Genomic DNA, 17,495 nt, shown 5'->3' on the forward strand with positions numbered 1-17,495 from the left:
CCGCAGTGCGATCGGGATGGCTTTCGGCCCGGCGATGTTCCATGCTGTCGGAAAGCCTCGACAAGAAGGCTCCACAAGCACATCCATCAGGGTAGGAAATCATGAAGAGAAGAGACTTCATCAAGGTCACAGGACTTGGTGCGGCCGGCGCCGCCACGCTCGCGGCTCCCGCGATCGCGCAGTCGATGCCGGAAATCAAATGGCGGATGCCCACGAGCTGGCCGAAATCGCTCGACACGCTGTTTGGCGGTGCCGAGATGATGTGCAAGATGGTCGCTGAGGCGACCGACAACAAATTCCAGATCCAGATCTTCGCGGCCGGCGAGATTGTGCCGGGTCTCCAGGTGCTCGACGCCGTGCAGAACGGCACCTGCGAGATCGGCCACACCGCGTCATACTATTATTTCGGCAAGGACCCGACCTTCACCTTCGGCTCGGCCGTGCCGTTCGGGCCCAACATGCGCATCAACCAGGCCTGGTACATGCAAGGCGGCGGACGTGACGTTCTCAACGAGTTCTACAAGAGCTACAACGTCATCTCGCTGCTCGCGGGCAACACCGGCTGCCAGATGGGCGGCTGGTTCAGGAAAGAGGTCAACTCGCCCGAGGATCTCAAGGGCATGAAATTCCGCATCGGCGGCTTTGCCGGCCGTGTGCTCCAGAAACTCGGCGTGGTGCCGCAGCAGCTCGCCGGCGGCGATATCTATCCAGCGCTGGAGAAGGGCACCATCGATGCCGCGGAATGGGTTGGTCCCTATGACGACGAGAAGCTCGGCTTCTACAAGATCGCGCCGCACTACTACTATCCCGGCTGGTGGGAAGGCGGGCCGATGCTGCTGGCCTTCGTCAATCTCGACAAATGGAACGCGCTGCCGAAATATTACCAGAGCGTGCTGGAGCAGGCCGGCCACTATGCCAACAACTACATGATGGCGCGCTACGACACCGCCAATCCGCTGGCGCTGAAGAAGCTGCTCGCCGGCGGCGCCAAGCTGCACCCCTTCTCGCCGGCGATCATGGATGCCTGCTACAAGGCCGCCAAGGAGCTGCACGCCGAAGTTGGCGCAACCAACGCCAACTTCAAGAAGGTGCACGACTCCCTCGCCAAGTTCACGGGCGACGGCTACGCCTGGTTCCAGGTCGCCGAGGTCGGCTACGACATCTTCATGGCGCGGCGCTCACAGAGCTGATCACGTCATCTGTCGCATGCAGCGCTCCGGAGCGAAGGCTCCGGGGCGTTCTTTTTGGGCGTCGCGAAGAGTGCCCCACTCAAAACTCGAAAAACAACCCCATGCACAGTAGCCAACCGATTGATAAGCCGTGAAAAAAATTGGCGGTACAAACGGTCTTCGCGGGAGGCGGGTCTGTGCTGCGGCATGCAGGAGAGGGCGACTCCGGAACCGGCGCGATCGAAGGATCGTTCCGCTCACCAGCTCCTACGAACCAGGAGCGGTTTGACCTGTCGGGCAAAACAGTGGCAGAGTGTGAGTATCGAATAATCCGAAATATCTCGCCGGCACTCACTCTGGAGACGACGATGAGCTTCGATCCCGACGCCGTCCAAAGGGCGCTTCGCAAGGCGTGGTCATTGTCGACCTCAAGCCAATGGAGTGCGGATAATCCGGCGGCAGGGCAATGCAACGTCACGGCATTGCTGATACGAGAACTCTTCTGCGGTGAATTACTGAAGACGCCCTTGTCGGCCGGCGACCACTTCTACAACCGGATTGAAGGGCAGAGATACGACTTCACGGCGAGCCAGTTCGATCAGCCGATTGTTTACGCGGATCTACCTGCGGATCCGGCCGAGGCAGAGCTGGGAGCAACAGGCGACCAGCTGGCTGCACTCAGAGCGGCCTTCGAGTCGCAGCGTATCAAGCCAGCTTAAGTGAGGAGGAGGCAACCTGGCGCCTCGCTTCGGAAGGTCCGGTAAGGCCGCCGCGGACCACGTCATCGCATAGGAACTACGATCAGCCGCCGGCACTTGTCGACGTCAAAGGGCAAGGAGTGCCGCGGATTACATGGCCGACAAGGACGACCAGAAGGAACGAGGGCTCGCAAGGTCGATAGGGGTGGGCGTCATCACCGGGGCGGCCGACGACGATCCTTCCGCAATCGGCACCTATGCCAGCGCCGGGGCGCAATTCGGAACACAAATCCTCTGGTTGGCGCCTGTCGTCCTGCCGATGATGTTCACGGTCGTCTACCTGTCCTCGAAGTTGGGGCAAGTTTCGGGACGAGGGCTCTTCCACGTCATCCGAGACTTCTATCCGCGCTGGCTGCTCTGGGCTGTGCTGGTGGGCGTGATGATCGGCAACACGATCGAAGCGGCCGCCGATCTCGGCGGCATGGCCGCCGCGCTCGGCATTTTCATTCCGCTCCCCGTTCCATGGATCGTGGTTGCAGTCGCCGTCGTACTGCTGGCACTTCAATTATGGGGATCTTACGCAACCATACGGGCGATCTTCCGCTGGCTCGCCCTGGCGCTGCTCGCCTACGCGGCCGCCGCTCTGCTCGCTCAGCCAGATCCTGCAGAGGTCTTGATTGGCACATTCATCCCCACGGTGCGGTTAGACCGGCACTTTCTGTCCATCGTCGTCGCGATCATCGGGACTTCGTTGTCGGCCTATATCTACACTTGGGAATCCAACCAGCAGGTCGAAGAGAAGATTGAGGAAGGGAAGATCAGACTTTCTCAGCGCATCGGAGCATCCAGTACCGAGCTCTCCCGCAGCCGCCGCGACGTGCTCATCGGCATGCTGTTTTCCAATGCCGTCATGTATTTCATCATCATGTCCACAGGAGTCACGCTCCACGACCACGGCCAGACCAACATAGAAACCGCTGCGCAAGCGGCGGAGGCGTTGCGCCCTCTTGCTGGTGCGGGCGCAAGCGTGCTGTTTACCGCTGGCATCATAGGCGTCGGGTTTCTCGCCGTACCGGTGATGACTGCCGGCGCCGCGTACGATCTAGCACAGGCGCTCGGCTGGAGGGCCAGCCTTCACGCCCGTCCACGCGAAGCACCAGGATTCTATTGGGCGATTGCCGGACTCACAGCGATTGCTGTCGCTCTGAACTTCCTTGGTTTCAATCCGATGCAGGCCCTGGTCTGGTCGGGGATCGTTCAGGGATTTTCGACCCCGCCGCTCTTGCTGCTGATCATGTTTATGACGAACAACCGCAAGATCATGGGGGACAAGGTGAATTCTGCGTGGATGAACGCGCTCGGCTGGATCACCACGGCCGCCGTGTTCTCGGCCAGCGCCGGGCTCGTAGTAACATGGTTCCTTTAAAGTCGTACTCTTTCATTGCTGGTCGTCATCGGGTTCGCAGCCGGTCTGACGATGGTGCTCGAACACACGTTCTGAAGCCGCTACGCGCTGTTCGAAGCGCGGGGGTGATCTAACCCTTAAGGTCGTACTGCTTGCTGAGGTGATCGCCGATCTGAACCAGCATGGCGACACATTCCGGATAACCGGGCCGATCCGACGTGGCCTGATCTGCGCTGGCTCGAAACTCCCAGGAACTGCCGTCGCGAATGATGGAAATCGTCATTGTGTCGGGACAGTCGGCGTGAGCCTTCAACTCGGCCCTTGCCATTGCAATCAGCTCGCTTTCCGTTTTCAACGGTCTGCTCATGAAGCTCATCCTTTCGTCCTGGGGCCGAATTTGCTGGTCTGGTCAACCACTGGAACACATCTGATCGGCTGACATGAAGCTGACAAGATCTTGACTAGTCAACCGGCTGCTTTTTCACTGGCCCAAGCGCTCGGAATATTGGAAGAGAGCGCCGATGCGGCGCAGGCCGTACAATGACACCGGGCTGTCCGGCGGGACTTTGATGCGCCTTCTGATCGTTGAGGACAATGTCGAGCTGTCGCGGCTCGTTGCCGGCGGGCTGGCGGCGGCCGGCTATGAGAGCGACATCGTCGGCAGCGCGGCCGAGGCACGCGAGGCGGTGAGCAGTGTCAGCTATGCCGCGATGATTCTCGACCTTGGCCTGCCCGACGGCGACGGCCTGTCGGTGCTGCGCGAGCTGCGCCTCAAGATGGAGCCGCTGCCGGTGCTGGTGCTGACCGCGCGGGGCGGCGTGCAGGACCGCGTCAGCGGCTTGCGCAGCGGTGCCGACGACTACCTCGTAAAACCGTTCGCGATGGAGGAACTGGTGGCGCGGCTGGAGGCGATCCTGCGCCGGCCGGGCCAGCTGCTCGGCCGCTCGCTCAGTCTCGCCAACCTCGTCTACGACACCGAGAGCCGCCAGATCTTCGTCGACGACCAGCCGCGGATCATCTCCGCGCGCGAGACCTCGGTGCTCGAGATCCTGCTGCGCCGGCAGGGGCGGGTCGTGCCGAAGAAGAACGTCGAGGACCACATTTTCGGGCTCGAAGGCGAAGTCGCTTCCAACGCGGTCGAGGTCTATGTCTCGCGACTGCGCAAGCAGCTGGCGGAACATGGCGCCAAGGTGGTGATCCACACCATCCGGGGCGTCGGCTATCTCATGACCGAGGAGAAATAGCGTGACCCAGCTCGGATCCGGCGCCGGGTCCTATGGCAGGTCGCCGACCTTCAAATCGCTGATCTGGCGCATCGTGTTCCTCCACATCGTTGCGGTCGCGGTGGTCGCGATCTTCCTGCCGCTGGTACTGTTCTGGCTGCTCAATTCCGAGATCAGCCAGCTGCATCGCGACGCCATGCGCGCCCAGGCCGAGGTGCTGGCGGAGCGCATCGTCGCGCAGCCGGACGGTACGTTGACCTTCAACCTGCCCGACAGCCTCAAGGGCCTCTATTCAGACGCCTATGGCCGCTACCAGTACGACATTCGCGACGCCGAAGGCCGGCTGCTGTTCTCCTCCCACCGGCGTTCTCCCGCGGTGGCGGCGCCGCGCTTGTCCGATACCATTTCCGGCGCCGGCGTCACCCGCGACATCGACGGCAAGACGGTGCGCATCCAGGTTGCCGAGGATCTCGCGCACCGCGACGTCATCATCGACGACATCGTCTCGAACTTCTTCCGGCGGGTCGGTTGGATCACCATCCCGATCCTCCTGGTCCTGCTTGCCACCGACATCATCATCTTCCGCCGGGCGATTGCGCCGCTGTGGAAGGCCTCGGAGGAGGCCAGCAATATCGGCCCGGCGCGGACCGACATCCGCTTGCCTACGGCACAGATTCCGCGCGAGATCCTGCCGCTGGTCACCGCCGTGAACCAGGCACTCGATCGCCTCGAGGGCGGCTTTCGCGTGCAGCGGCAGTTCACGGCGGACGCCGCGCATCAGTTGCGCACGCCGCTCGCGATCCTGCGCACGCGCATCGAGACGCTCGACGACCGTGCGGCACGACAGGCGCTGCATGCCGACATCGAAACCATGAGCCGCCTCGTCGCCCAGCTGCTGGAGATCGCCGAACTCGACACATTGGTGCTCGATCCCGGCGAGACCGCGGATTTGCGCGCCGTCTGCGCCGAGGTGGTCGGCTCGATCGCGCCGTTCGCGATTGCGCAGCACAAGGATATCGAGCTGAAGGGCACGGACGCACCGGTCGAGATCCACGGCAATTCCGAGATGCTCCAGCGTGCGATCTTCAACCTTGCGGAAAACGCCATCAAGTTCACGGCAAAGGACACCTCCGTCGATGTCGAGGTGCGCGAAGACGGTTCGGTGCGCGTACGTGACCACGGCCCGGGCATCCCGGAAGCCGAACGCGAACTGATCTTCCAGCGCTTCTGGCGCGGCGACCGCCGGCGCAGCGACGGTGCGGGGCTGGGACTCTCGATCGTGCGCGCAGTGGCGGACGATCACGCGGCCACGGTTGCGGTGGAGAACCTTGCAGGCGGCGGTGCGGAGTTCACGCTGCGGTTCAGGTTGGCGAAGGCGCTAAAGACTGTTGAGAAGAGCTGGCGCGACAGTGACGCTACACCCGCTCGCCTTGTGGGAGAGGGTGGCGCGCCGCGTCAGCGGCGGGACGGGTGAGGAGTTCTTGCGTTCGCGCCACCTTCTCCCACAACGGAGAAGGAAGAAAGCGCAGTGCCTATTTCAGCTTGCCGGTGGACAAGTCCATGATCATGCGCGTCGCCAGATACAGCCGCGGCACGATGCTGTCGAGCTTCACATATTCGGCATCGTTGGAGTGCGCGCCGAAGCCCGACAGGCCCATGCCTTCCACCACGGCTCCTTTGGACTGCAGCGCGGCAAAAGCCGCATCGGTGCCGCCTCCGGTCGCCTTCTCGTCCACCTTGAGGGATAGCCCGATCTCTCCGTAGACCGTCTTGCCATGGGCCGCCACCCGGCGCGAGGCCTCGTTGGCTTCGAGTGGCGGGCGTCGTACCTCGAACTTCACGTCGACCCTGGAGTCGGGCAGCAGCCGATTCTTGATCTTGTCCTGCAGCACCTTCTGCAACTCGTCGAAGTCGGACACCTTGAGCGCGCGTGCATCAGCCTGGGCCGTGGCCTCGGCGGGGATCACATTGCGGTTGGTGCCGGCCTTTGAGACGGTCCAGTTCAGCTTCAGGCCCTGCTCGGGTTTGGACAGATCCTTCATCTGCAGCACCTGGTGCGACAGCTCGTACAGCGCATTCACGCCGCCCTCGGGCCGTGCGCCCGCATGTGACGACTTCCCCTGCACGGTGAGATAGGCCGAGCCGATGCCGCTGGTCGCGAGACGCAGCGTCCCGTCGGTGCCGCCGCCTTCGAACGAGAACACCACGTCCTGATCCGAGGCGAGGCGTGTGATGGTGCTGCGCCAGCCGGGGGAGGAGATCTCCTCGTCGCCGTTCGTGAGCACGGTGAGCGTGCCGTAATCCTTGAAGTTCAGCTTCTGCAGCAGGGCCACGGTGTGCAGAATGAGCGCGACGCCCTGCTTGTCGTCGGCAATGCCCAGGCCGTAGGCTTTGTCGCCCTCGACGCGGAACGGCTGGTCCTTCAGCATGCCCTTCAGGTACACCGTGTCCATGTGGGCGATCAGCATGATCTTCTTATCCCCGGTGCCCTTGAACACGGCGCGCACGGCCGGCCCGATCTTTTCGGGGGTGTCGTCGAGGCGATAGATGTCGGTCGGTTGCAGGATCTCCACCGTGCCGCCGAGCTGCTTGAGCTGACCGGCAACACGCTCGGCGATCTGGTTCAGGCCCTCGATGTCCTTGCTGCCGGATTCGATGTTGACGAGATCGCGCAGCGTGTCGAGCAGCGGCTGCTGTTCCTTTTGCGCCAGCGCATGGACATCGCCGACCGGCTCGGCATGCGCGACGGTGGCGGCACATGCCAGCCACAGCGAGGCGATCAACGGAGCGACGAGCGAGGGAACAGGGTGCGATCGGGGCATGCGCGGCGGTCCTTCGGTTGAAGAAGTAGCCCGATATGCCTGTGTTCGCGGCGCTTGTCACGCGCGGCGGTGCTGCACCCTCTCCCCTTGTAGGGAAGGGGTGGCTTCGCGATAGCGAGGCTGGGTGAGGGCCTACGCGAGTCGGACTGCGAGTCAAATGCGCGGAGAGAGGCCACCTTCTCCCACAAGGGGAGAAGAGGGCATCGGCGCTTGCTGGTAGAACCACCTACTTCTGCGGCGGGCCGAGATCCAGCGGCGGCAGCTCGATCTGCGGCACTTCGATCTTGACCTTGTCGAGATCGACGTTGAGCGGCTTGTCCAGGAGGCCCGTCACCACTGACGGGAAGACGATCACCAGCAGCACCATGATCAGTTGCAAGCCGATCCAGGGCACGGCGCCCCAGTAGATGTCGGAGCTCTTCACTTCCTTCGGCGCGACCCCGCGCAGGTAGAACAGCGCGAAGCCGAACGGCGGATGCAGGAACGAGGTCTGCATGTTGACGCAGAGCATCACGCCGAACCAGATCAGGGCCGCGTCCGGTCCCACCACCGGCGCGAGGATCTTCTGCGCGATCGGCGCGATCATCGGCAGGATGATGAAGGCGATCTCGAAGAAGTCGAGGAAGAACGCCAGGAAGAAGATGAAGAGATTGATGAAGATCAGGAAGCCCCAGACGCCGCCGGGCAGCGAGGTCAGGAGATGTTCGAGCCAGACGCCGCCGGAGACGCCGAGAAACACCACCGAGAAGCAGGTCGACCCGATCAGGATGAAGGTGACCATGCAGGTGAGGCGCATGGTGGACTGGTAGCCCTGCGTGATCAGGTCGCGCAGGTCGGGGATGCGCGCGGCACGAATGCAGATCCACGCGATCGCCAGATAGGTCACCGCGAAGGCGATCTTGAAGATCAAGTTCTCGCTGTACAGGATCGCGACGATGGTGCCGATGCCGGCCGCGATCACGCCGATGAGCAAAATCTTGTTGTCGGTCGAAGAGAAGTCCTTGTGGTGGATCGCGGCGAGCACGATCGCGCCGACGGCGCCCATCGCGCCGGCCTCGGTGGGCGTCGCGAGACCCATCATCATGGTGCCGAGCACGACGAAGATCAGCACGGCCGAGGGGATGATGCCCTTCAGACATTTCTTCCACAGCGCCCACCCGGTCAGCGTGCGCGCCTCCAGCGGCACCGCCGGCACATGGCCTGGCTTGATCAGGCCGAGAATGAACGTGTAGCCGGCGAACAGAACGATCTGGAACACCGAGGGGCCCCAGGCGCCGAGATACATGTCGCCGACCGACTTGCCGAGCTGGTCGGCGAGCACGATCAGCACCAGCGAGGGCGGCACCAGCTGAGTGATGGTGCCGGAGGCCGCCAGCACGCCGGTGATGTAGCGCATGTTGTAGCCGTAACGGATCATCACCGGCATCGAGATCAGCGCCATGGCGATCACCTGCGCCGCCACCGTGCCGGTGATGGCACCGAGAATGAAGCCGACGATGATCACGGAATATCCGAGGCCGCCGCGGACCGGGCCGAACAGCTGGCCCATCGAATCCAGCATGTCCTCGGCGAGACCGCATCTCTCCAATATGGCGCCCATGAACGTGAAGAACGGGATCGCGAGCAGGAGCTCGTTCGAGAGCACGCTGCCGAACACGCGGCCGGGAATGGCCTGAAGGAAGTTGAGGTCGAAGAAGCCGAGATGGATGGCGAGGAAGCCGAAGGAGAGGCCGACCGCGGCAAGCGTGAATGCCACGGGGAAGCCGATCAGCATCGCCAGAACCAGGCCGCCGAACATCAAGGGCGGCATCATCTCCAGCGTAATCATTGGGTCGGCCTCTCGTACTTGGCGTCGATCGTCACATAGCCTTGGAGAGCCGCGATACGCTTGATGACCTCGGAAACGCCCTGGATCGCCAGCATCACAAAGCCGGCGGGGATCACGAACTTGATCGGCCAGCGGATCAGGCCGCCGGCGTTGGCCGACATCTCGCCGACGCTGTAGGCCTGCATGAAGAACGGCCAGGACAGATAGGCGAGCAGGAGGCACGAGGGAATCAGGAAGAACAGCGTGCCGATCATGTCGAGCCAGAGCTGACCACGCTCGGACAGGACCAGATAAAAGATCTCGACCCGCACATGTTCATTGCGCTTGAAGGTGTAGGCCGAGCCGAACATCACGAGAATGGCGAACATGTACCATTGCAGCTCGAGCCAGCCGTTTGACGAGTCGTTGAAGGCGTAGCGGATCATGGCGTTGGCCGCGCTAACCAGGCATGCCAGGAGCACGAGCAGGTTACAGACGTACCCAATCTTTTCGTTGAGGGCGTCAATGGCGTTACTCAGCGCCAGCAATGGACGCATCTTACTCTCTCTCTCCGTCGCGGCCTAATACTTCACCGGGAGGCTTCAGCACGTATCGCTCGGCTCGCGTGCAAAAGGCACACGACCACACGGATCGCATTCCGAAGCGATTGCAGCGTCAGTCCTCCCCTCGCGCCTTGCCGTCTTGACCGCGACCGCCAACGGGCGGGCCGGCTTATGTTGCCGGGCAAGCAAAGGCGGTCGCACCAAACCAGCGGGTTCACGTGCCGTCAATCGGAAAATGGACAAATTGACGCGTCAGCAGCGGCTTAGATGGCGGCTGGCGAATCCCTCAGCCGCCGGTGACGCTCATGTGCCTGGAGACGCTGGGACGGTCATGGCGGCGGTCGATGATGAAATCGTGGCCCTTGGGCTTTAGTCCAATGGCGCGGTCGATCGCATCTGCAAGCAGTAGATCGTCGCTCGATGCACGCAGAGGTTTGCGCAAGTCCGAGGCATCCTCGTGGCCCAGGCAGGTGTGCAGCGTCCCCGTGCAGGTGATGCGCACCCGATTGCAGGATTCGCAGAAATTATGGGTCATCGGCGTGATGAAGCCGAGCTTGCCGCCGGTTTCGGCGACGCTGACATAACGGGCCGGACCGCCGGTGCTCTCGGCCAGATCCGTCAGCGTGAATTGCTGGGCGAGGCGGGCACGCACCAGCGACAGCGGCAGATACTGGTCGATCCGGCCCGAGCCGATCTCGCCCATCGGCATCACCTCGATCAGCGTCAGGCCCATGCCCTTGCCGTGGGCCCAGCGCATCAACTCGGGCAATTCGTCCTCGTTGAGGTTCTTCAGGGCGACGGCGTTGATCTTCACGGCAAGTCCTGCGGCCCGTGCGGCCTCGATGCCCTCCAGCACCTTGTCGATCTCACCCCAGCGGGTGATCTCGCGAAACATCTTGGGATCGAGCGTGTCGAGCGAGACGTTGATGCGGCGGACGCCGCAATCGGCAAGCTCCCGCGCGTGCTTCGCAAGCTGGGTGCCGTTGGTGGTCAGCGTCAGCTCGTTCAGGGCGCCGCTCGAAAGATGCCGCGACAGCGAGCGCACCAGCGTCATCACGTTGCGGCGGACCAAGGGCTCGCCGCCGGTGAGCCGCAGCTTCTTCACGCCCTTGGCGATGAAGGCCGAGCAGAGCCGGTCCAGTTCCTCCAGCGTCAGCAGGTCGGCCTTGGGCAGGAACGTCATGTCTTCCGACATGCAGTAGAAGCAGCGCAGGTCGCAGCGGTCGGTGACGGAAACGCGCAAGTAGGTGATGGTCCGTCCGAACGGATCGGTCATCGCGCTCGATAGCGCGGCGCGGGGGCTCACGGAAGGTCCGTTCATACCAAATGCCTTGTCACTTGCGGCGACGGGCGCACTTTTCAGCGGTGCGGTCGACGCAATCTAAGCATCGGACGCGGTTAGGACAATCGGCTGGTGTATGTAACTCAGCGCTTGCCTGCATTCGGATCGGGGAAGGGCGAGCTGGCTGCGGGTGCGGCTCGCCCCCGCTAACGCAATCGCGATGACACGACGCATGAACCATCCACATCTACTGCGGCGAACCGCCACATCCCCGGGCCGAGGTTTGGGGCAAGCAATTGGCGCGCGGCGCATAGATAATAACCCAGTAATATCAGTTAGTTGTAGGAAGTCGCCATCAGATCGATTGCGGCCGCCGGCAGGTCGCGCATGTGATGGATCAACCGGTCCGGCTTCAGCTCGGCAATCGGCACGTCGGTGTAGCCGAAGCTGACCCCGATCACGGGAACCCCGGCCCGCCGGGCGACCCCGACGTCGGTTCCGGCATCGCCGACCATGATGCTCGCCTTCACATCCCCGCCGGCCCGAGCCACCGTCTCGCGAAAGATGGTCGGATCGGGCTTCTGGACGCCAAAGGTATCGGCGCCGCAGATCGCCGCGAAGCGCCGGCTGAGGTCGAGCTGGTCCAGCAGACGCTTGGACAGCCATTCCAGCTTGTTGGTGCAGACCGCGAGGCGATGGCCCTGCGCCGCGAAATGATCGAGCGCGGCCTCGAGCCCATCGAAGGGGCGGGATTCGACCGCGATATGGTCGGCATAATAGGCGATGAAATCCGCCGTCATCCGGTCCATGTCGGCGGGGGTGACGGTGCGGCCCTCGGCCTCCAGCCCTCGCTCGATCAGCTTGCGGGCGCCGGCGCCGATCATGTTGCGGGCCGAGGCCATCGGCACGGGCGGCAGGCCTTCGCGGTCGAGCACATAATTCAGCGCGGTGATCAGGTCGGGCGCCGTATCCACAAGCGTGCCGTCGAGATCGAAAACGATGGTGTGCGGGCGCGTCTTTTTGAAGGAGGTCATGATCCAAGCGCTACCGGCCCGGTCGCATCCGCGCAAGGGGCGGGCCCATAAGATCGCTTTATAGGCCTGTTCCCGCGGGAAAAACGAGGCTACATAGGCCGCCGAAAGCGGCCGCGATCGGCGGCGCATCCTCCGGATTCAGAGACGGGCACACACGTGAATATGGACCAGTTGAAGCGGCAGGCTGCTGCGCGCGCCCTCGAGGAGGTTCGTGACGGCATGCAGCTCGGGCTCGGCACCGGCTCGACGGCCAAGCATTTCGTCGAGCTGCTCGGCGAGCGCGTCGCCGCCGGGCTCAAGGTGGTCGGCGTGCCGACCTCCGAGGCGACGCGGGCCGATGCGCAGCGTTGCGGTGTGCCACTGACGACGCTGGACGAGATCGACCATCTCGACATCACCGTGGACGGCGCGGACGAGATCGATTCCGAGCTCAATCTGATCAAGGGCGGCGGCGGCGCGCTCTTGCGCGAGAAGATCGTGGCGGCCGCCTCGGATCGCATGATCGTGATTGCCGACGACAGCAAATGGGTGCCGACGCTCGGCAAGTTTCCGCTGCCGCTCGAGGTCATCCCGTTCGGCCTCGGGGCGACGCGCCGCGCGATCGAGAAGGTATTTGCGGACTGCGGCGTTTCCGGGCAAATGGCGGTCCGCAAGGCCAAAGACGGCCACGTTTTCGTCACCGATGGCGGCCACTGGATCGTCGATGCCCAGCTCGGACGTATTGCGGATCCCGCCAGCCTCGCCAAGGCGTTGAGCGCGATCCCCGGCGTGGTCGAACATGGATTGTTCATCGGCTTGGCCAGCTCGGCCGTTCTGGCGGGCGGCGAGGGAATCCGCGTGATTGAACGGCGAAAGCCCTAAGGAGACTAGGAATGAAGAGCGTTTTGAAATTGTTGCCGGCCGCGACCCTTGCTGCTGGCCTGGCCGTCTCGGCGGTTCCGGCGATCGCGCAGCAGCCGGCGCCGGCCCAGCCCAAGGCGGCCGCCGCGCCGGCCCAGCCGAAAGCCTCGCCGGCGGCGATCGCAGCGGCCAAGGAAATTTTGCAGATCAAGAACGCCACGGCGATGTATCAGGGCGCCGTGCCGGGTCTCGTCGAGAAGACCAAGATCGCGCTGACGCAGCAGAACCTCAACTACCAGAAGGACCTCAACGAGGTCGCGCCGATCGTGGCCCAGCAGCTCGCCGGCCGCCAGAACGAGATCGGCGAAGGCATGGCGCAGATCTACGCCAGCGAGTTCACCGAACAGGAGTTGAAGGATCTCGTCACCTTCTACAAATCGCCGCTGGGCAAGAAGCTGATCGAAGCCGAGCCGCGCGCCATCGGCCTCAGCATGGCCTTCATGAACTCCTGGGCCCAGAACTTCTCCGAGACCGTGATGGGCGCCTTCCGCGCCGAAATGCGCAAGCGTGGCAAGGAGATCTGACAGTACCTATCTGATCAGAATCCTGATCATGCTCTAGGAGAGGTCGGAGTGGACTATGGCTGAATTCGACGTCGATCTCTTCGTCATCGGTGGCGGCTCGGGCGGTGTGCGTGCCGCCCGCATTGCGGCCGGTCATGGTGCCCGCGTGATGGTCGCCGAAGAGTACCGCATGGGCGGCACCTGCGTGATCCGCGGCTGCGTGCCGAAGAAGCTGTTCGTGATCGGCTCGCATGTCCGTCAGGAACTCGAGGACGCCGCAGGCTTCGGCTGGACCGTTCCGTCCGCCAGCTTCGACTGGCCGACGCTGATCGCCAACAAGGACAAGGAGATCGCGCGGCTGGAGGCGGCCTACACCGCCAATGTCGAGAAGTCGGGCGCGCAGATCGTCAAGAGCCGCGCGGTGATCGAGGACAAGCATACCGTCCGCCTGCTCGAGAACGACAAGAAGATCACTGCAAGATACATCCTGATCGCAACCGGCGGCGCGCCGAACCATGGCGCGGCGATTCCCGGCATCGAGCACGTCATCTCCTCCAACGAGGCGTTCCACCTTGCGAAGCTGCCGAAGCGGATCGTGATCCAGGGCGGCGGCTATATCGCGCTGGAATTCGCCGGCATCTTCGCCGGCTTCGGCTCCGACGTCACCGTGATCTATCGCGGCGACAACATTCTGCGCGGCTTCGACGAGGATGTTCGCACGCACGTGCGAGCCGAGATGGAGAAGCAGGGGATCACGATTCTCACCGGCTGCACGGTGACGAAGGTCGAGCGCCAGGGCGAGGGCTTCACCACCCATCTGTCGAACGGTTCGAGCCTCGCCTCGGACCAGGTGATGTTCGCCATCGGCCGTCATCCCAACGTCGCCAATCTCGGCCTGGAGAAGGCGGGCGTCACCATCAACCCGAACAATGGCGGCATCGCGGTCGACCATTTCTCCAGGAGCTCGGTCGACAGCATCTATGCGATCGGCGACGTCACCCATCGCTTCAACCTGACGCCCGTCGCGATCCGCGAGGGCCATGCCTTCGCCGACACCGTGTTCGGCAAGCGCGAGGTGAGGGTCGATCATGCCAACATCCCGACCGCGGTGTTCTCGCAGCCGGAAGTCGGCACGGTTGGCCTGACGGAAACCGAGGCGCGCGCGCAATACAGCCACGTCGACATCTACAAGACGACCTTCCGGCCCATCAAGGCGACGATGTCGGGCCGCGACGCCCGCGTGCTGATGAAGCTCGTGGTCGACGGCGCGACCGACCGCGTGCTCGGCTGTCACATCGTCGGCGACTCTGCCGCCGAGATCACGCAAGCCGTGGCGATCGCGGTGAAGATGAAGGCGACCAAGGCCGATTTCGACGCGACGATCGCGCTGCATCCGACCGCGGCCGAAGAGCTCGTCACGATGCGCACCCCGACCGCACGCCACGTGCGTCAGGCGGCGGAGTAGGGCTATCGTCCGCCGGACGAGCTCGGCCTGCATGGTTCGAGACGCCCGCTGTGGCGGGCTCCTCACCATGAGGGTCTAAGATTTCGCCGCAAAACACGACTTCATCTTGCGAGCCCGCCGTAGGCGGGCGGCTCGAAGGATGGCCGCAACGAGATGCGCGCCTACCCGTACAGATACCCGACCGGCTTGCCTTCAGTGCGCAGGGGGCGGACGTCCTTCTGCGTGATGATCTGACCGGCGAGGCCGTCGATCTCGTCACGCTGGGTCGGTGTCCAGCTGCGCAGCTCGTTCATGCCCTTGAGCAGGCCGAGACGGAGGACCTGGGTATTTTCGCCGACACCCGTGAGGCTGATGGACTCCTTGCCTGCGGTCACAACGTCGCCGGCGGAAAGCTCGAAGCTCTCGCCGGCCTTCTTTTGAAATTCGGCCGTGCCGCGAATGACGCGGTAGATCACGACCTCTCCCCTGGCGAAACAGGCCGCGTCCGCGGCGACCGACGTGCTCTTCGGCAGCAGCGACCGACCGCGCGGGTCTGTCGCGATGATGTGGCCGGTAACGAGATGACCGCTGGGAATCTCGATGCCGATGTCGCGCACGTAAACCGGCATCGCCGATTTGACTGCGCCACCGGCGAGCGGCTTGAACACCGCGTCCAGCGCCAGGGGATCCTGCAGCCAGAAGCCGGCACCGGCCGGTCGGTTGTGCAACGGATGGCTCCAGGCCACACGTGGTGTCTCGGCCTCGTTGATCTGGTCCGGACCGACGATGGTCGGGTTGGGAAAGGTGGTGGGATCGGTGATGAAGGCTTCGAGGAATTTGCCCGAATAGCCCATCGAGATCGGATCGGGCACGACGGTCTGCGGCGTCTTCAAATTCTCTTCGGTCGACAGGCCCGACCAGGTGTAGAACAGCTGCCGGTGCACGATCGCGCTTTGCAGCATCACCGCGCCAGGGCCCACATTGTAGAAGCGCCCGTCATAGTCGAAGGTGAACGCGCCAGAGGTGACCAGCACGAGCTGAAAGCCGCCCGGCGGCAGATGCAGATGGAAATCAGTGGGGCCGGTGTCGGCCCGGTAGATCGGCAGATTGGTCGCGACCTCGTGCAGGAGGAAGGTCTCGTTGTTGGCGTGAAAGCCTTCATTGGCGCGGTTGTACAGCGCCTGCGGCCGGTACGTTGCCTCGAATTTCGCATCCCGGTCGCGATCGATCGCCACGAAATCCTGATCGTTGAGGCGCAGCCGCGCGCCGTTCGGATGGGTGAGACCGGTGAATTTGAGATCTCCGGCAGCATGCACGTTCATGGCATTCTCCGATCTGAGGCCGTTCATCCCGGAGCTGGGCGCGCGTAACTTGCCGCTCCTTATCGTGGCGGGGCAGGGAATTGGCCTGATGCCGTCTTGCGAATTTTAGGCCAGTCGGAGCGCTGCAGGCTCGCCGGCTCCATGCGGCGCGAAAATAATCGAGATTGCACCTGAGGTTAGGCAACAGGGGGCGCCAACATGCCTGGCCTGTCCGTGCCAACCGCATGTGGGTGGAGCGACTGATCTTGTCTAATTTGTCGGCATGTCCTGCAAAGGGCATGCAGCCGCGCCGGTTGCAGCGACAGGCAAGTGCCGACAGCTCAACGTCCGACGCGGTTCATTCGAACGATCGACGGACGGTCCCCTCGGGCTTGCCGAACGGGCTATCGGTCCACTTGGCCATGTCCAACGCGCACGCGTCGAACACTTCGCACCAGAGGCAGCTCAGCTCCGGGCGGCCTTTGGCCGCCAGCATCGGGACAAGCGCGTGGCCGCCGCCGCTGCAGGATGTGATGCGATTCATGCGCTTCTCCGCGATCGTCGAGTTCAGGAAAGGCATTTTCGTTGCCGAAGCTTGCGCGGACGCTATGAGGGCGCGCTGCGCCCCTCGGAAGCGCTTGTCGCCGAGAGCGTCGCACTTCATCGTGACACGGTTGCGATGTCGCCGTTTTGCGCGGCTCCGGTGCTAAGATGGGAGACGTCGAGATCGGAGGTCGAGATGGACGATCACGCCACGCGAGCCGCGCTTCAGCGCCATTGGGACGCCTCGGACGCAAATGATTTCGAGGCCGAGCACGACATCTATTGCGAGGATGCGATGCTCGATTATCCGCAATCGGGCGAGCGCATTCATGGCCGCAGGAACATCCAGCAGAGCCGTTTCGTGCAGCCGAACAGGAAGCGCTTCACGGTCCGTCGGATCATCGGCGGCGGCGATCTCTGGGTGAGCGAGTTCATCCTGAGCTATGACGGGGTGCCGTCCTTCGTCGTCAGCATCATGGAGTTCCGCGACGGATTGGTCGCGCACGAAACGCAATATTTCGGCGACCGGTTCGATCCGTCGCCGTCCCGTGCACATCTTGTCGAGCGGGTGAATTGAAGGAGTGACGCCTGTCGGCCATGTTGCGTCGTTGCCAGCGCAGCGAAGCAAATCCAGAGTCTTTTCGCGGAGGGATTCTGGACTGCTTCGCTGCGCTCGCAATGACGCTGTTGAAACAGGTGTGCGTGAAAACCACGCTCTCTTGCCCCGGGCGCAGCGCTTCCAACACGGAACCGATGCGGCGGCTGGTCGCAGTCGTATCGCCTTGATTCCGACAGACCTGC

Annotated in this window: 17 protein-coding genes; 9 read left to right on the forward strand and 8 right to left on the reverse strand. The window is 63.3% G+C overall.

Annotated features, from left to right (window positions below; translation table 11 throughout):
- The first annotated feature begins 101 nt into the window (after positions 1-101).
- The 3 genes from EAV90_RS08005 to EAV90_RS08015 all read left to right on the forward strand — a co-directional run bounded on the left by EAV90_RS08005 (position 102) and on the right by EAV90_RS08015 (position 3,293).
- Positions 102-1,190, forward strand: a complete 1,089-nt coding sequence (locus tag EAV90_RS08005; RefSeq protein ID WP_129143105.1) for a TRAP transporter substrate-binding protein — start codon at positions 102-104, stop codon at positions 1,188-1,190.
- 347 nt (positions 1,191-1,537) lie between these two features.
- The gene (locus EAV90_RS08010; protein ID WP_122406734.1) at positions 1,538-1,888 is read left to right on the forward strand and encodes a YunG family protein; all 351 of its coding nucleotides are present in this window, start codon (positions 1,538-1,540) and stop codon (positions 1,886-1,888) included.
- 133 nt (positions 1,889-2,021) lie between these two features.
- Positions 2,022-3,293, forward strand: coding sequence for an NRAMP family divalent metal transporter (locus tag EAV90_RS08015; protein ID WP_129143106.1), 1,272 nt, complete (start codon positions 2,022-2,024; stop codon positions 3,291-3,293).
- A gap of 109 nt (positions 3,294-3,402) precedes the next feature.
- On the opposite strand, the gene EAV90_RS08020 is transcribed toward EAV90_RS08015, so the two are convergent.
- Entirely contained in the window at positions 3,403-3,639 is a 237-nt protein-coding gene (locus EAV90_RS08020) for a hypothetical protein (protein ID WP_162500332.1), read from the reverse strand.
- A 202-nt stretch (positions 3,640-3,841) separates the two neighbouring features.
- On the opposite strand from EAV90_RS08020, the gene EAV90_RS08025 reads away from it, so the two are divergent.
- Both EAV90_RS08025 and EAV90_RS08030 read left to right on the forward strand, forming a co-directional pair.
- Positions 3,842-4,516 carry a response regulator gene (locus tag EAV90_RS08025; protein ID WP_122406733.1) on the forward strand — a complete coding sequence of 225 codons (675 nt, stop codon included), beginning with the start codon at positions 3,842-3,844 and terminating at the stop codon, positions 4,514-4,516.
- Position 4,517: 1 nt separating this feature from the next.
- Positions 4,518-5,969 carry a sensor histidine kinase gene (locus EAV90_RS08030; protein WP_129143107.1) on the forward strand — a complete coding sequence of 484 codons (1,452 nt, stop codon included), beginning with the start codon at positions 4,518-4,520 and terminating at the stop codon, positions 5,967-5,969.
- Positions 5,970-6,027: 58 nt separating this feature from the next.
- On the opposite strand, the gene EAV90_RS08035 is transcribed toward EAV90_RS08030, so the two are convergent.
- The 5 genes from EAV90_RS08035 to EAV90_RS08055 all read right to left on the reverse strand — a co-directional run bounded on the left by EAV90_RS08035 (position 6,028) and on the right by EAV90_RS08055 (position 12,003).
- Entirely contained in the window at positions 6,028-7,317 is a 1,290-nt protein-coding gene (locus EAV90_RS08035; protein WP_129143108.1) for a M20/M25/M40 family metallo-hydrolase, read from the reverse strand.
- Positions 7,318-7,543: 226 nt separating this feature from the next.
- On the reverse strand, positions 7,544-9,145 hold the full coding sequence (locus tag EAV90_RS08040) for a TRAP transporter large permease (RefSeq protein WP_129143109.1): 1,602 nt from the start codon (positions 9,143-9,145) through the stop codon (positions 7,544-7,546).
- Positions 9,142-9,681, reverse strand: coding sequence for a TRAP transporter small permease subunit (locus EAV90_RS08045; RefSeq protein ID WP_122403865.1), 540 nt, complete (start codon positions 9,679-9,681; stop codon positions 9,142-9,144). Before EAV90_RS08045 ends, EAV90_RS08040 begins: the two co-directional genes overlap by 4 nt.
- A 292-nt stretch (positions 9,682-9,973) precedes the next feature.
- On the reverse strand, positions 9,974-11,008 hold the full coding sequence (gene moaA / locus EAV90_RS08050; protein WP_129143110.1) for a GTP 3',8-cyclase MoaA: 1,035 nt from the start codon (positions 11,006-11,008) through the stop codon (positions 9,974-9,976).
- A gap of 296 nt (positions 11,009-11,304) precedes the next feature.
- On the reverse strand, positions 11,305-12,003 hold the full coding sequence (locus EAV90_RS08055) for an HAD family hydrolase (protein ID WP_122403863.1): 699 nt from the start codon (positions 12,001-12,003) through the stop codon (positions 11,305-11,307).
- A gap of 156 nt (positions 12,004-12,159) precedes the next feature.
- On the opposite strand from EAV90_RS08055, the gene rpiA reads away from it, so the two are divergent.
- From rpiA to gor, 3 genes are read left to right on the forward strand one after another with little or no spacing between them, the layout of a single operon-like run.
- Positions 12,160-12,864 (forward strand): ribose-5-phosphate isomerase RpiA, encoded by a 705-nt coding sequence (rpiA, locus tag EAV90_RS08060; protein ID WP_129143111.1) that lies wholly within the window; start codon positions 12,160-12,162, stop codon positions 12,862-12,864.
- An 11-nt stretch (positions 12,865-12,875) separates the two neighbouring features.
- Complete coding sequence (locus tag EAV90_RS08065; RefSeq protein ID WP_129143112.1) at positions 12,876-13,427, forward strand: DUF2059 domain-containing protein; 552 nt, start codon at positions 12,876-12,878, stop codon at positions 13,425-13,427.
- 55 nt (positions 13,428-13,482) lie between these two features.
- Positions 13,483-14,871, forward strand: a complete 1,389-nt coding sequence (gene gor / locus EAV90_RS08070; protein ID WP_129143113.1) for a glutathione-disulfide reductase — start codon at positions 13,483-13,485, stop codon at positions 14,869-14,871.
- A gap of 161 nt (positions 14,872-15,032) precedes the next feature.
- On the opposite strand, the gene EAV90_RS08075 is transcribed toward gor, so the two are convergent.
- Both EAV90_RS08075 and EAV90_RS08080 read right to left on the reverse strand, forming a co-directional pair.
- Positions 15,033-16,172 carry a hypothetical protein gene (locus tag EAV90_RS08075; RefSeq protein WP_129143114.1) on the reverse strand — a complete coding sequence of 380 codons (1,140 nt, stop codon included), beginning with the start codon at positions 16,170-16,172 and terminating at the stop codon, positions 15,033-15,035.
- Between the two features lie 337 nt (positions 16,173-16,509).
- Positions 16,510-16,695: a hypothetical protein gene (locus EAV90_RS08080; RefSeq protein ID WP_129143115.1), complete on the reverse strand. Its 186-nt coding sequence runs from the start codon at positions 16,693-16,695 to the stop codon at positions 16,510-16,512.
- A gap of 195 nt (positions 16,696-16,890) precedes the next feature.
- Between EAV90_RS08080 and EAV90_RS08085 the strand changes: the two genes are divergently transcribed.
- On the forward strand, positions 16,891-17,271 hold the full coding sequence (locus EAV90_RS08085; protein ID WP_129143116.1) for a nuclear transport factor 2 family protein: 381 nt from the start codon (positions 16,891-16,893) through the stop codon (positions 17,269-17,271).
- The last annotated feature ends 224 nt before the right edge of the window (positions 17,272-17,495 follow it).

The sequence above is a fragment of the Bradyrhizobium vignae genome, from assembly GCF_004114425.1.
GTDB lineage: Bacteria > Pseudomonadota > Alphaproteobacteria > Rhizobiales > Xanthobacteraceae > Bradyrhizobium > Bradyrhizobium vignae.

What these genes read in the sequence shown, in the direction of transcription:
- EAV90_RS08005 (WP_129143105.1), top strand. Translation starts at nt 102, where the DNA reads ATGAAGAGAAGAGACTTCATCAAGGTCACAGGACTTGGTGCGGCCGGC.
- EAV90_RS08010 (WP_122406734.1), top strand. Translation starts at nt 1,538, where the DNA reads ATGAGCTTCGATCCCGACGCCGTCCAAAGGGCGCTTCGCAAGGCGTGG.
- EAV90_RS08015 (WP_129143106.1), top strand. Translation starts at nt 2,022, where the DNA reads ATGGCCGACAAGGACGACCAGAAGGAACGAGGGCTCGCAAGGTCGATA.
- EAV90_RS08020 (WP_162500332.1), bottom strand. Translation starts at nt 3,639, where the DNA reads ATGAGCAGACCGTTGAAAACGGAAAGCGAGCTGATTGCAATGGCAAGG.
- EAV90_RS08025 (WP_122406733.1), top strand. Translation starts at nt 3,842, where the DNA reads ATGCGCCTTCTGATCGTTGAGGACAATGTCGAGCTGTCGCGGCTCGTT.
- EAV90_RS08035 (WP_129143108.1), bottom strand. Translation starts at nt 7,317, where the DNA reads ATGCCCCGATCGCACCCTGTTCCCTCGCTCGTCGCTCCGTTGATCGCC.
- EAV90_RS08040 (WP_129143109.1), bottom strand. Translation starts at nt 9,145, where the DNA reads ATGATTACGCTGGAGATGATGCCGCCCTTGATGTTCGGCGGCCTGGTT.
- EAV90_RS08045 (WP_122403865.1), bottom strand. Translation starts at nt 9,681, where the DNA reads ATGCGTCCATTGCTGGCGCTGAGTAACGCCATTGACGCCCTCAACGAA.
- moaA (WP_129143110.1), bottom strand. Translation starts at nt 11,008, where the DNA reads ATGAACGGACCTTCCGTGAGCCCCCGCGCCGCGCTATCGAGCGCGATG.
- EAV90_RS08055 (WP_122403863.1), bottom strand. Translation starts at nt 12,003, where the DNA reads ATGACCTCCTTCAAAAAGACGCGCCCGCACACCATCGTTTTCGATCTC.
- EAV90_RS08065 (WP_129143112.1), top strand. Translation starts at nt 12,876, where the DNA reads ATGAAGAGCGTTTTGAAATTGTTGCCGGCCGCGACCCTTGCTGCTGGC.
- gor (WP_129143113.1), top strand. Translation starts at nt 13,483, where the DNA reads ATGGCTGAATTCGACGTCGATCTCTTCGTCATCGGTGGCGGCTCGGGC.
- EAV90_RS08075 (WP_129143114.1), bottom strand. Translation starts at nt 16,172, where the DNA reads ATGAACGTGCATGCTGCCGGAGATCTCAAATTCACCGGTCTCACCCAT.
- EAV90_RS08080 (WP_129143115.1), bottom strand. Translation starts at nt 16,695, where the DNA reads ATGAATCGCATCACATCCTGCAGCGGCGGCGGCCACGCGCTTGTCCCG.
- EAV90_RS08085 (WP_129143116.1), top strand. Translation starts at nt 16,891, where the DNA reads ATGGACGATCACGCCACGCGAGCCGCGCTTCAGCGCCATTGGGACGCC.